This is a genomic window from [Muricauda] lutisoli (nom. illeg.), assembly GCF_017313105.1.
Lineage (GTDB): Bacteria > Bacteroidota > Bacteroidia > Flavobacteriales > Flavobacteriaceae > Flagellimonas > Flagellimonas lutisoli.
Map to the genome: position 1 here is coordinate 327,850 of NZ_JAFLND010000003.1, position 13,221 is coordinate 341,070.

13 protein-coding genes are annotated in these 13,221 nt (G+C 42.1%); 2 read left to right on the forward strand and 11 right to left on the reverse strand.

Annotated features, from left to right (window positions below; genetic code table 11):
- Window positions 1–29: 29 nt before the first annotated feature.
- From J0X13_RS12405 to hppD, 5 genes are all read right to left on the reverse strand, one after another.
- The gene (locus J0X13_RS12405) at window positions 30–1,130 is read right to left on the reverse strand and encodes a pyridoxal phosphate-dependent aminotransferase (protein ID WP_207071730.1); all 1,101 of its coding nucleotides are present in this window, start codon (window positions 1,128–1,130) and stop codon (window positions 30–32) included.
- A 415-nt stretch (window positions 1,131–1,545) separates the two neighbouring features.
- The gene (locus J0X13_RS12410) at window positions 1,546–2,415 is read right to left on the reverse strand and encodes a flavin reductase family protein (protein WP_207071731.1); all 870 of its coding nucleotides are present in this window, start codon (window positions 2,413–2,415) and stop codon (window positions 1,546–1,548) included.
- 101 nt (window positions 2,416–2,516) lie between these two features.
- Window positions 2,517–3,737, reverse strand: a complete 1,221-nt coding sequence (gene fahA, locus J0X13_RS12415; protein ID WP_207071732.1) for a fumarylacetoacetase — start codon at window positions 3,735–3,737, stop codon at window positions 2,517–2,519.
- Between the two features lie 9 nt (window positions 3,738–3,746).
- Entirely contained in the window at window positions 3,747–4,904 is a 1,158-nt protein-coding gene (locus J0X13_RS12420; RefSeq protein ID WP_207071733.1) for a homogentisate 1,2-dioxygenase, read from the reverse strand.
- Window positions 4,905–4,982: 78 nt separating this feature from the next.
- Complete coding sequence (hppD, locus tag J0X13_RS12425) at window positions 4,983–6,116, reverse strand: 4-hydroxyphenylpyruvate dioxygenase (RefSeq protein WP_207071734.1); 1,134 nt, start codon at window positions 6,114–6,116, stop codon at window positions 4,983–4,985.
- 177 nt (window positions 6,117–6,293) lie between these two features.
- On the opposite strand from hppD, the gene J0X13_RS12430 reads away from it, so the two are divergent.
- Window positions 6,294–6,740: a MarR family winged helix-turn-helix transcriptional regulator gene (locus tag J0X13_RS12430; RefSeq protein WP_207071735.1), complete on the forward strand. Its 447-nt coding sequence runs from the start codon at window positions 6,294–6,296 to the stop codon at window positions 6,738–6,740.
- Here J0X13_RS12430 and J0X13_RS12435 read toward each other — a convergent pair.
- Both J0X13_RS12435 and J0X13_RS12440 read right to left on the reverse strand, forming a co-directional pair.
- On the reverse strand, window positions 6,737–7,474 hold the full coding sequence (locus J0X13_RS12435) for a sulfite exporter TauE/SafE family protein (protein ID WP_207071736.1): 738 nt from the start codon (window positions 7,472–7,474) through the stop codon (window positions 6,737–6,739). The two genes, J0X13_RS12430 and J0X13_RS12435, sit on opposite strands and share 4 nt — an antisense overlap.
- A gap of 57 nt (window positions 7,475–7,531) precedes the next feature.
- Window positions 7,532–9,364 (reverse strand): glycoside hydrolase family 2 protein, encoded by a 1,833-nt coding sequence (locus J0X13_RS12440; protein WP_207071737.1) that lies wholly within the window; start codon window positions 9,362–9,364, stop codon window positions 7,532–7,534.
- Between the two features lie 237 nt (window positions 9,365–9,601).
- Between J0X13_RS12440 and J0X13_RS12445 the strand changes: the two genes are divergently transcribed.
- Window positions 9,602–10,105, forward strand: a complete 504-nt coding sequence (locus J0X13_RS12445; RefSeq protein ID WP_207071738.1) for a hypothetical protein — start codon at window positions 9,602–9,604, stop codon at window positions 10,103–10,105.
- Window positions 10,106–10,161: 56 nt separating this feature from the next.
- Here the strand turns inward: J0X13_RS12445 and J0X13_RS12450 are convergent, their stop codons facing one another.
- The 4 genes from J0X13_RS12450 to J0X13_RS12465 form a co-directional block, all read right to left on the reverse strand.
- On the reverse strand, window positions 10,162–10,458 hold the full coding sequence (locus tag J0X13_RS12450) for a thioredoxin domain-containing protein (RefSeq protein WP_207071739.1): 297 nt from the start codon (window positions 10,456–10,458) through the stop codon (window positions 10,162–10,164).
- 15 nt (window positions 10,459–10,473) lie between these two features.
- Window positions 10,474–11,292: an NIPSNAP family protein gene (locus J0X13_RS12455; protein ID WP_207071740.1), complete on the reverse strand. Its 819-nt coding sequence runs from the start codon at window positions 11,290–11,292 to the stop codon at window positions 10,474–10,476.
- 68 nt (window positions 11,293–11,360) lie between these two features.
- Complete coding sequence (locus J0X13_RS12460) at window positions 11,361–12,554, reverse strand: MFS transporter (protein WP_207071741.1); 1,194 nt, start codon at window positions 12,552–12,554, stop codon at window positions 11,361–11,363.
- Window positions 12,555–12,606: 52 nt separating this feature from the next.
- Window positions 12,607–13,221, reverse strand: a complete 615-nt coding sequence (locus J0X13_RS12465) for a hypothetical protein (protein ID WP_207071742.1) — start codon at window positions 13,219–13,221, stop codon at window positions 12,607–12,609.

Below are 13,221 nucleotides of genomic sequence, written 5' to 3' on the forward strand. Positions count from 1 at the left end.
ATTCCTGCTTTCGCAGGAATGACATTTTACTAACTGCTTGTGATTTTCCGAAGCGCCTTCACCAAAGCTTCATTCGCCTCGGCATTACCTATGGTGATGCGAACCTTGCCGGGGGCTCCAAATTGTGAAACTGGACGTACCATTATACCTTCCTTCATCATTTTGTCCGTAAATTCCATTTCGGGCAACGGCGGGTCAATGATAAAAAAGTTGGCTTGACTTGGCCAATATTTGATTCCCAGTTCATCAAATGCATAGGCAACATATTTTCTGCCTTCCAAAACGGTCTTTACGGTTTTTTCGATGAATTCGTTATCGTTCAAAGCCCCGATGGCGGCCTCAATGGAAGTCAACGGAAGTAAAAAGGGTTTGTGGATCAAGCGCACATAATTGGCAATGGTCGGAGTGGTATAGCCATATCCGATTCGCTGACCTGCTAGACCATAGGTTTTGGAAAAACTGTTAAGCCCAACCACATTGTGGCCTTCCAAAACATAGGGCAATGCGGTCACATAATCCTCGGCATCAGCAAAATGGCGGTAGACTTCATCGAACACCACAAGAATGTTCTTGGGTACACGGGCCATAAAATCATCCATAACCGGTTTTGGAATATAAGTGCCGGTAGGGTTGTTGGGACTGGTCAAGAATATGATTTTGGTCTTATCGTTGATGGCATTCAAAATGCCTTCCACGTCCAACTCGTAGTTAGGGGCCAAGAGCGGGATGTCCACCTGATGGGCACCATACCACCTGGAAAAAACAGAGTAGGGCAGGAAGCAAGGGTTGGAAAAAATCACTTCGTCCCCTTCGTTGATAAAAGCCCGAAGTAGCATATCAATGACCTCCGATCCACTATTGCCGCATAAAAACTGGTCGGCGCTCAGCTGACCATCAAAATCTTGGACCAAGGCCTCGCGCAGGCGAATGTCGGTCTGGTCGGGGTAGATGTCAATCTTGTCCAGCGCTGCTTTCATTGCAGCAACAGCTTTTGGGGATGCGCCCAAGGGGTTTTCGTTGGATGACAACTTGTATATTTTTTTATCGGTCGGGGGAATATTTTTTCCGCCCTTATAAACCTCTTTGGGCACCAAATGGGCCTTGAATATGGATTTGATGTTTTTTGTCATTTTGAAATTCTGTAAGTCTCGTATAAGTAATATCCGTTCTCGTATTTCTTATAATGCTTAAAAATATTGCTGTTCACTTTTTTAAATACTGAATCTCCAATTTCTAAATTATTATGTTTCTGTATGGGGAAATTGCCGAGATAATATTCCAAACTATCGTTGATGGTAATAAATGGGATAGTTTTTGTGTCGTAACGCATTTCGGTAATTATCCCTTCATAACCTTCTAAAAATTCATTTTTTTTATTTCTTTTTTCAGTCACTTTTGAAAAAATGTAAGAACCTAAGATTAAAATGAAAAAGACTAAATATTTATATTTCTTTAACACGTCAATTCATTTTGGGTTTATTCCCCATTGTAAGTGTATTTATGAATAATGATTAAAGGATAAACCATTATTCTTTTTTCATAATACTATAAACTCTCCGCAAACAATAAATACGCCATTGCTTTTTCCGTATTGCCCTCTTCCAATAGGTTTTTGGCCATGGTATGCAGTTCGGTTTTGGAGGCATTTTCCACTCCTTCGTTGGCTACGATGGTTTTAATATCTGCCGTGGAGGGAACACTTTCCAAGTTTCCCAATCGGCCCAAATTGTTTCCTGTGAGCACATCGCTTTGACGTATGCCCTTGGGCAACGCATCCACACCAATTCCATGGGTACGGATAGGTTTTGGAATCTCGAACAAGGATTCTTTGATGGCTCGGATATACCAGTTGCCACCCATACGGCCTACTAGGTCCAACTTTTCAGTGTCCAGCACATCATCCGTTAAGTATTCGTCGTTGATGTGTATCATATCCACTTGTGCGATCACCAAGTTCCCTGCCCCGGGAATTTGTCCCAATTCAACTACTTCCAATACGCTGCACTCAAAAGATACGGGAGATTCGCCCACACGTGGGGGTTTTACTTTTACACTGGGCACTTCGGTGAAACCAGCTTTTACAAACTCGTTCACGTCTTTCCCATAGGCCGTGCTAGAGAGGGACATCTGCTCCGCCATCTTATGGTTCACCACATTGATCACTACTTCGGGTACTTCCACCACATTTTGGTGGGTGTGCTTTAAGGAATTGTCCCTGCCACTGCGTGTTGGTGAAAATACCATTACGGGAGGGTTGGAACTAAAGACATTGAAAAAACTATATGGGCTCAAGTTTACATTACCTTCGGCATCCACCGTGCTGGCGAAGCAAATCGGCCTTGGCGCCACAGCTGTTGATAGAATACTGTAAAGTTCCGGTTGAGGTATTGTAGTTGGGTCTAAGGTCTTGATCATTAAGATTGATTTTTTTTTGTCCTATCGAGCGCAGTCGAGATATGGTTATACTCCAGATGACATTTCGACTGCACTCCATATGTCATCTGAAATTTTATTAATTAGTTGGCTGGCAACACTTTAGTGGTCACTTCACCAAACCCGACTCTAATATCGTCTTTTTGGGCGTAACCCCTCATCGTTACCGTATCACCATCTTCAATAAATTTTCGTTCCGTTCCATCTTTTAATTTGATGGATTTTGTGCCTCCCCAAGATAATTCAAGCATGGAGCCAAAACTGTTTTCTTCTTTACCTGAAATGGTTCCCGAGGCCATCATATCCCCAATATTGATGTTGCACCCGTTTACAGTATGATGAGCCAATTGCTGGGCCATATTCCAGTACATATGCTTAAAATTGCTCAAGCAAACGGTGGTTTCTTCGCCTTGTTCCGGTTTGATGTCTACTTCTAAGTTGATGTCATAGTTCTTTTCGCCTTCATATTTTAGATAGGGCAATACTTCGGGCTCTTGTACGGGGCCTTTGGTTTTGAAAGGTTCCAATGCTTCCAGTGTCACCACCCAAGGCGATATGGATGATGCGAAATTCTTGGCCAAGAACGGACCAAGGGGCACATATTCCCATTTTTGAATGTCACGAGCGGACCAATCGTTGAACAGTACCAGTCCGAAAATATAATCCTCGGCTTCCTTGGTGGAAATGGATTCGCCCAATTGGGTTTCTTTTCCACAGACAAAGCCCATTTCAAGCTCAAAATCCAAGCGTTTTGTAGGGCCAAAAACAGGAGAGTCGGTACCCTTCGGCATTGTCTGCCCTTTGGGACGATGAATGGGCTGCCCACTTACAATTATGGAACTTGCCCTGCCATGGTAACCCACGGGAATGTGTTTCCAATTGGGCAAAAGGGCGTTTTCCGGGTCGCGGAACATTTTCCCTACATTGGTGGCGTGTTCCAAACTGGAATAAAAATCGGTATAGTCTCCGACCGCTACGGGCATATGCATGTGGGCCTCGGACTGCCTAACGAAGAGTTCGGGCTTTCCGGCTAAAACGGAATTATCGTCTTTCAGCCAATACTGAATCTTTTTTCGGACTCGTGAAGTGATTTCTTTCCCAAGGGAAATAAAATCATTTAAGGTGTCTTTTTCCAACAATACTGTATTGAAGTCGAACACATCCAACTCAGCAACTGCAGCCAAATCCAGAATGTATTCCCCAACGGCAACACCTACTCGTGGGCTTCGGTCCCGCGTTGAAAAAATACCGAAAGGGATATTGTGAATCGAAAAATCTGAATTTTCAGGTATATCTATGACCATATAATTAATCTACTCCAACCACGATTTATAATACTTGCCATCATCTATTTTGAGGGCGTTTTCTGTTACTTGCAATGGTTTGAAGGTGTCTATCATTACAGCCAATTCTTCCGTGCCTTTTTTACCGATACTGGCTTCATAGGTGCCAGGGTGCGGTCCGTGCGGAATACCCGCCGGGTGCAACGAAATATATCCTGGCCCAATTCCTGTTCGGCTCATAAAATCACCATCCACATAGTACAATACTTCATCGGAATCTATGTTCGAGTGATTGTAAGGTGCGGGAATCGATTTCGGATGATAATCATACAGTCTTGGGCAGAATGAGCAAACCACAAACGCACCTGTTTCAAAAGTTTGGTGAACAGGTGGCGGTTGGTGTACGCGCCCCGTAATCGGTTCAAAATTATGGATGGAAAATCCGTAGGGGAAGTTGTAACCGTCCCATCCAACTACATCAAAAGGATGTGTGGCATAAACGAGTTGGTGCAACATACCCTGTTTTTTGATTTTCATCAAAAACTCTCCTTTCTCATCAAAAGTTTGAAGGTCCTGCGGCAATTTATAGTCACGCTCGCAAAAAGGGGAATGTTCCAAAAGTTGGCCAAACCAGTTGCGATAACGTTTTGGGGTATAAATAGGATGGAAGGACTCAGCATACAAAATACGGTTGTCCTCTGTATCAAACTCTATTTGATAAATCATTCCGCGGGGAATGATGAGGTAATCCCCATATTCAAACGGAATGTTCCCCAAAAAGGTTTTCAAGGTTCCCGCTCCTTTGTGGATAAAGAGCATTTCGTCTGCATCGGCATTTTTATAGAAATAGTCCGTAACAGATTTTCGAGGTGCTGCCAAACCCACATGAACATCGTTGTTCACCAACAGAGGTTCTCGTGCTTCAAGAAAATCATCTTTGGGAGCTACATCAAAGCCGATAAACTTGCGGCTAGTGATATTTTTTTCTACCGCAATCTTCGGACTTACATCCAATGCTTTCCCAATTTCCTTGACCTGAGTAGGTCGGTGAACGTGGTAGGAAAGCGAGGACATCCCATCAAAACCGATAGTTCCAAAAAGCTGCTCGTAATAGAGTCCACCATCGGGTTTCTCGAATTGGGTATGCCGTTTTTGCGGAATTTTCCCGAGTTTATGATAAATAGGCATTGCTTTGGTTTTAAGTGATAAGTGTTAAGTGATGAGCACATTGCTTGCCCAAAACTTAACACTTATAATTTATAATTTTTAGTGCAATGTGCCGCGAAGCTCTTGTTCACGTTCTATGGCTTCGAACAATGCTTTAAAGTTACCTTTTCCAAACGACTGTGCACCTTTTCTTTGGATTATTTCGAAAAACATGGTTGGTCTGGGTTCTACCGGCTTGGTAAAGATTTGCAACAAATATCCTTCATCATCTCGATCTACCAGGATGCCCAATTCTTTCAAGGGTGCAATGTCCTCGTCAATTTCACCGACACGGTCGGTTACGGCATCATAATATGTGGCGGGAACTCTCAAGAATTCCACTCCACGACTTCTAAGATCGCGAACGGTTTGGATGATATCGTCCGTGGCCACGGCAATGTGCTGCACGCCTTCATCCTCATAAAAGTCGAGGTACTCCTCCACTTGGGATTTTTTCTTTCCTTCGGCAGGTTCGTTGATCGGAAATTTGATACGTCCGTTTCCGTTGCTCATCACCTTGCTCATCAAAGCAGTGTAATCGGTGGAAATATCGTTGTCGTCAAAAGAAAGAATGTTTTTAAAGCCGAGTACATCCTCGTAAAACTTTACCCAATGGTTCATCTTGTTCCAACCAACATTACCTACCATGTGGTCCACAAATTTTAGACCGGTTGGTTCTGGATTATAATCAGGGGTTTCCCATTTTTTAAAGCCAGGGAGAAAGGTTCCGTTGTAATCCTTGCGTTCCACAAAAATATGTACGGTCTCACCATAGGTGTAGATTCCGGAGCGAACCACCTTTCCATCCTTGTCCTCTTCAACTCGTGGCTCCATGTAGGAGGTGGCACCCCTTTCCATGGCATTGTTGTAGGCCACAGTGGCATCGTCCACCCATAGGGCCACAACTTTGACCCCATCACCATGTTTGTCAATGTGTTTTCCTATTTCTGTTCCACTTTTCAATGGAGAAGTCAATACCAAACGGATTTTATCCTGCACCACTACGTAGCTCTCACGGTCCTTTAGTCCAGTTTCAAGCCCAGCTTGCGCATACGATTGAAACCCGAAAGCTGATTTGTAATAATGGGCTGCTTGCTTCGAATTCCCTACATATAACTCTACATAGTCGGTCCCGTTAATGGGCATAAAATCTTCAGATGTATTTGCTCCTTTGGGAAGTATTGATGTTTCCATGATGTATTCTGTTTTTTTATTGTTCAGTTTTATTTTGTTGCATCAACAACAAAAATAGTAATTTTGAAATACGAAAGGGATTTTGTTGACTGAAATTTGAGTTAAAATTAATGAAGACCTTGATGGATGATTCTTGGAAAAAAGGGAATCCCTATTTTTGTGGCTATTCTTAAATAAATGCTCAGTCGTATAGATGAAATACAGGGGATGGGGTTCCATTTGGATTTGGTACTCCGTAAGATCCAAAAAGCTTATCTGCGTAAGTTTGATGAACTCGGTGTTGATACGACCATTGAGCAATGGGTGATTCTTTATCAAATCCACCAATTAGGGGAGAACGCCAGTCAGCGTGATATTGTAAACGAGAACTTTCGAAACCGTGCCACCACCTCTAGGGTAATCGGTGGGTTGGAGCGCAAAGGCTGGATTTCCAAAACCCGTTTTGATGGTGACCAAAAACGATTTAAACTGGAACTGACACCTAAAGGGCAAGAAATTTTGGACATTACGCTGCCCAGTGCCTTGGCTTTGCGAAAACTAGCGGTCAAAGGTGTGGATGCTTCGGAATTTGAAATCTTTTTAAAGGTTTTGGATACGATAGGGGATAATTATGAAGAAAATTAGTTCAAATGGTCAAAAGTCAACTTGGCTATAGTGGCCAATCCGATAAGTAAAATAAAGATAAGGCTTAACCTTCGGAATTTTTCTTGCGGAATATAATGCAGTATTCTTTTTCCTAAATAGGTGCCCACCAAACCAATAAGGAATAAAAAAGGGAGATAGGTTAATTCCTGCTTCCCGATATATCCATTTTCGTAATAGACAAAAGTTCGCGAAAAATCAATCATAAAATCAATAAAGGCAGAGGTGGCGATAAAGGCATGTTTTTCCAGATTGAACGCAGCCATGGTAAGTCCTCTAATGGCCCCTCCAGTACCCAATAATCCCGCCGAAAAACCAGATAGTGAACCTCCGATTATGGAGTTCCTTTTGTTGGGAAGTACCACAATTTCATTCTTGATCAAAAACAGTAGGCTGAAAAAAACAAGAAATATCCCCAAAACAATTTCCAATGAGCCGCTATCCACTATTTTGGATAAAAACCCACCTGCAATAACAAATAGTACCGAAGGAACCCCGATGTACAATAATAGCTTTTTGTCCAACCCTTTTTTAAACAGGAATATTTTACTGACGTTGCTGGACAGATGGAAAATCGCTGTCATGCCTAGAACCGAGTAAAAATCAAAGTAAAAATTACCGAGTGGCACAAAAAACACAGAAGAACCGAAGCCACCAATGGTACCAATGATTTCCGCTGCCAAAGCCAATATGAGAAAAATGTAGCTTATCTTCACGACTTACCGATTCCTAGAAAAAGAAAGGTACTCTTTTTATGCTATTTGTTTCCTGACTTATTCCCAAGTATCATAAAAATCTTTCAGTACCCAAAAGGCTTTTTTCTTTTTACCCTCTTCCGAGATCAATCCTTTTCGGTTATAATCGTCCTGTATGTTGGGCAATGGTCTTCGGGGCGATCTAAAATCCACCAAAATCCAAGGGGACATGCCTTTTAACTGATCAATTTTCTGCAACATTGCCAAAGTTTCTTGATACAGATATTCTTGGTATTCCTCGGTCCATCTTGTGTTTTTATCACCGTGAAGACCCTGTTTGGCACCTGCCCCAAACTCAGAAACTATAACGGGCTTGTTTTGAGTGATTTCCCATTCCGTAATTCTTGCCAGATCGGGGGTGCCGCCGTACCATCCTATGTATTGGTTAAAACTGAGTACATCCACCAATTCGGCCATGGGATCATCAATATGTTTTATGTTTGGATTGTTCGGGTTGCTACTCTGTTCCAATGCGGCACTGATCAGTCGGGTGGGATCTATTTTTCTAGCTGTTTTAATGAGATTGGTCAGAAAAGCTGTCCGCACATCGCTCACGGGAGTTTCGTTGGCCATGGACCAGATGATGACCGCAGCCCGGTTTTTGTCCCGTTGTATCATTTCTTGCAACTGATTTTCTGCATTCGCATAGGTATTCGGGTTGTTCCATTGAATGGTCCAATAGACTGGATTCTCCTCCCAGACCAAAATACCCAGCTCGTCCGCAAGCCTAACAATGTGCTCATTATGCGGATAGTGGGACAGCCGAACGTAGTTTCCGCCCATTTCCTTGATCCAGCCCAAAACTTTCTCGGCATCTGCCCTGGAATTCGCTCTTCCTTTGGTAATAGGGCTTTCTTCGTGTAGACTGATACCTTTCAGTAATATGGGTTCTCCGTTCAAAAGGATGTCATCTTCTTGGGTGCTAATAGTTCGGAATCCTATTTGGTCTTTCAGTTGTTCTTTATTCGTTGAAAAAGATACTTCATATAGCTTGGGATTTTCGGGTGACCAGTAGTCAATTTTTCTGGATTTGATTTCGAAACTGCCCTGGCCCGAAGCATCTGTGACCAACTTCTTTTCGATACCCAATTCTGGTATTTCCACCGTAACTTCAAGAGCAGAATTGACTTCACCTTTTAGGTTGATCTCCCCTTTGATGATACGGTTGTCCTCAGTATCCAAATGGACAAAATAATCAAGAATGTAGGTTGATGGTGTTTCGACCAATTTTACATCACGCGTTATGCCGCCATAGTTCCACCAATCGGTATTTAGGGTAGGGACACCCTCTTTGGACCGCTTATTGTCCACTTTAAAAATGATAAAGTTGTCCTTTTCCTTCAATAGATGGGTTACTTCAAAATTAAAAGGCGTGAACCCCCCAAGGTGAGTACCCAGCTTTTTACCATTTAAGTAGGCTTCTGTTTTGTAATTGGCAGCTCCTACATATAAAAACACCCTGTTGCTATCTTCCGTCTTGGTATAATCAAAAGATTTCTTGTACCAGATCGTGCCTTCGTAATAGTAGAGTTTCTCTTTTTGGGTGTTCCAATCCCCAGGGACTTGCAAAGTATCGGATTCATCAAAATTATATTCGATTAAATCTGAAGGACGCTTGGCCTTTGTGTTGGTAAAATAGGCATTGGCCGAAACCTGTTCTTGTTGGTCGAACGGTTCATAGCGATAATTGTAATACCCATTTTCGTATGGATCAACAATGTAATGCCATGGCCCATTGAGGGATGTGGTTTTTCGATTAAAGGTATTGATCATCAAGGCATCGGGTTCTTGCGACCAGATATGCGTATTACAGCCTAGTATGAACACCAGGCCTAAAACAATGTTTTTCATGTGCTCGTGTTGGAGTACTAAAGATAGTAAACTTGTTATTTGTGTCATTTTACCCTAATAAAATCTTAAAATGTGGATTTTGTGTTAATTGAGCATATAAACTGGACAATCCATTGGACGTTGGGGCAATAAAACCACCTCAACTTTGTCCCTGTATAACTTAGATATACAACTGCTATGAAAAACACGAATTTTTATCCGACAATGTGGTCAACAGTTCCATATGTCCCAAGTATTATGACAGCTAACTATGCTGCTGAAACGCATGGAACTGAGTTGATCTTGAAAAATGAGGCCGCAACGGCGCACCATGTTTCAGAAATGTCCCTTAACATTACCAAGTTCTCTGCAATCGATGAGCACGGTAATGAGCACTTTATTATAGATTTTCCCGGTCAGAACCCAGTAACCCTAAAAGGAATTGCTTCAGGGAACTTTATACGTTCCAAAAGCGTGCTTTCCTTGCCGGAAGGTAAATACAAAGCTTTTCGCTTTTATACAGCGGGTTGGGGCAACCAGTTTATTTACCGGGATGGGGTAGCCGAATCGGCCAATTCGTTCAACCGTTTGGATTTTCAGATTGAAAATGGTTTTACGGTGGAAGAAGGCAATGCCCCTGAAGTTAAATTGTGGTTTGACTTTTCTCCCTACCAGTGGAAGCGACACTTTAAACCGCTTACGGATTTGTTTATGGGGAGCAAAAGTCAAAAACCACGATTGGCCAATAGTTTTGGCAATTGATCATTAAGCTATGAAAAGGAATGAAAAAGGCACCGATTGGGTGCCTTTTTTACTATTTAAAAGTTAGACTGATCCTCACTAAGCCGTTTTAATTTTTGTAACACCTCATATACCGAGAAACTTCGGGCAAAACGGTACATTTCCTTGTCGTCTGCTTTTATGATGACAACCGGTAAAGTAAATACCATGGATTGTCCTGTAAATTCCACTTCCTCCTCCACATCTACCACTCTGATGTTCACATTTGGAAAATTTTCCTTTACGGCTTCCAGCAACTTTGGTTTTAACACCTTACAGACACCACAGGTTTTGCCCGTAAAATAAATGAGGTCTATGGTTCGCGTTTCTGTCATATGGATTTCTTGAGATCAATAATCCGAATATTCCGTAGGATATAAGAACCAAATATCGGCATGGTTCACATTATTTTCATATTTGGGCATGGCAATCAGTTCTTTCCACTCAGGTGAATCTACAAAGGCTTCCCAATTTTTATCCCTAGTGGGCATATCCGCATGGGTGGTCATGTACATTAAATTGGGCATTTTTGGCCCAGAAAGCACCTCACCATAAAATACAGCATTGAACTCCAATCGGTCGAACAGTGTTACCTCACCGCCGGCGTTGAACATATCCACTTTATTGCGATAGTATTTTTCGGTGGGTGATTCATAACTGCGCAACTCATAGATTCGTTCAGATCTTGGACCGTCCAAATTTGGGACCTTCATCATCGGCATATCGGTAAAGGCCTGCAATAGAATGGACTCTATATGATCGTAGGGCGGATTGTCGTAATTCGCATCGATATATGCACTCCCTGTGGCGGTATATGTATCGTCTTCCAGTAGTTTACTGTCCAACTCATGAAACTGTTCCAAACTTTCAAAAGGAAGAAGCACATATGTTTTTTGGATGGTATCGGTTTCGTTGGTACGGAATTTAAATACCCCGACCTTGTCGATGCCCTGTTTTTTAACGGCAGGGATAAAGGCATTTTTTAGGTAGTTGTCCACCCTGGCCACTTGTGCATCAGAACTAAAGGAGTAGATTTTAAGTTGATAAAATTCCCGTCCTTCCTCTACACTTTCTGGAGTTTCTGGCGTTTCCTTGGTCTCGGGGTTTGGATTGCCGCAGCTTGCCATTGCGATTGTAATCAGCAGTGACAGGAGTTTGATAGTTTTCATTTTGTGTGGTTGAATTTGATGAGGGTTATTAAAGTGATGATTCAAGATAGGGATTTATTTGGTGATAGTTAGGTTGACTGTCTGGCCTTCGATGAGCTGTCCTTTGAAATCAGGGCAATCAAACCCAAAATAGGCCCAAGTGCCAAAATCATATAAACCATATTGGAATTTGTCCAAGTTCGCATTTCATTGAGCAATTGAATACTGACAATGGTAATGGCAAAACCTATACAGTTCACAATCGTTAGTGCCGTTCCCTTTATTTCCGCCGATGCATTTTGGGCCACCAAGGTTGAAAATAGGGGAGAATCCGCAATAACCACCATACCCCAAAATATTAGGAAAGCAACAAATAGTACTTCGGAATCCTGAGCGAATAGCAATGGGGATATCACACAACAAGCACCGGAGAGCAACAGAGCCATAAATGCGACCCGCTTGGTTTCCATGAGTTGTGCCAAATAGCCTCCCATTACACAAGCTAAACCGCCAATACCTATGATCAAGAACGATAACAAAGGGATATTGAAGGTAATGGTTGGATGAAGCAGTGTATATGTGGTTAACATGATGGGAACAAAGGCCCAAAAGGTATAGAGTTCCCACATGTGCCCAAAATATCCGAAGGCCGCCGAACGAAAACTGCCATTCCGGAACACTTTAAAAAAAGCTGATAATTCTATTTTTTGACTTGGTTTTCGGTAGGGGCCATCTGGAACCAGACTCATCATGAGCAGCCCCCCAAAAACGGCCAAGCAGGAAGTGGCCATTAAAACCGCTTTCCAAGAAAAAGTGTTGGCCATTTGTTTTAATAAATGAGGAAAAGCGGTGCCTACCACCAAAGCACCGACCAAAAAGCCCAGGGATTTGCCCAATCCTTTTTCGAAATAATCTGCGGCTATTTTCATTCCAACGGGATAGATGCCCGCTAGGAAAAATCCCGTGAAAAATCGAAAACTCAGAAGGCTGCCTAGGCTGTTGCCTTCCCAAACCACCCCTAAGTTGAAAAGTGCTCCCAAAATGGCACAGCTAAAAAATACCTTGGATGGAGAAAAGCGGTCGGCAATGGATAAAATGGCAAAGACCAGGGTGCCCACGATAAAACCAAATTGCACCGCCGAGGTCAAATGTCCCACAGCACTTTCACTTAACCCGAAAGTGGTTACCAAATCCGGCATAACCCCATTGCCCGCAAACCAAAGTGATGTACAGCAAAATTGGGACAACACAATAACGGGTAGTATGAGTTTGGAGGGTTTCATTTATGGTGTTAGACTATTTGATAAAGGGTGTTAATTGAGTGATTATGTTGGTTCAAAAGTGCTTTTCATCTGTAACAAATTTGTTCACTTTTGGCTGAATTATCCAGATTCCGATAAAATAGAACCATAAAAGAAAAAATTCACCAATAAAATCCCCAAACACAATCTTCCTTTTTAATTCCGCAATTTTCAAGGTTTTCGCAGCAAAATAGATGGAGTGGAAAATACAGAACATTGAAAAAAGGTGCAGGGGTACAATCACCGCAATAATGGTTCTTGGGTTCAATAAAAATCCATTTCCACTGAAAACCCCGCTCATAGAGGAAATTATAAGTAAAATATAAATTAAAGGGATAAAGAAGAATACCTTGAACGTGGAGGTTTTCATGTGTATATCTGCAGGCCCCCATTTTTGTAATCCGATGGCCAATGACCATAGCCAACCAAAAAATAACAATGAAAACAACAGGAAAATAAAAGGGTACCAGTCAAACTGAATGAATTTTTCATTCAAGACTTGTGTAAATCCTTCTTTGCTTTCCACTGTTGACGAGGTGGATTCAATCATCCAGATTCTGGAATACATATAGATTTGGGAAAGCAATGGAATCCCAATCATGAGCAAGAATAACTGCCAATGTTTTGCTTTGAGAAGGATCTTGGTCAT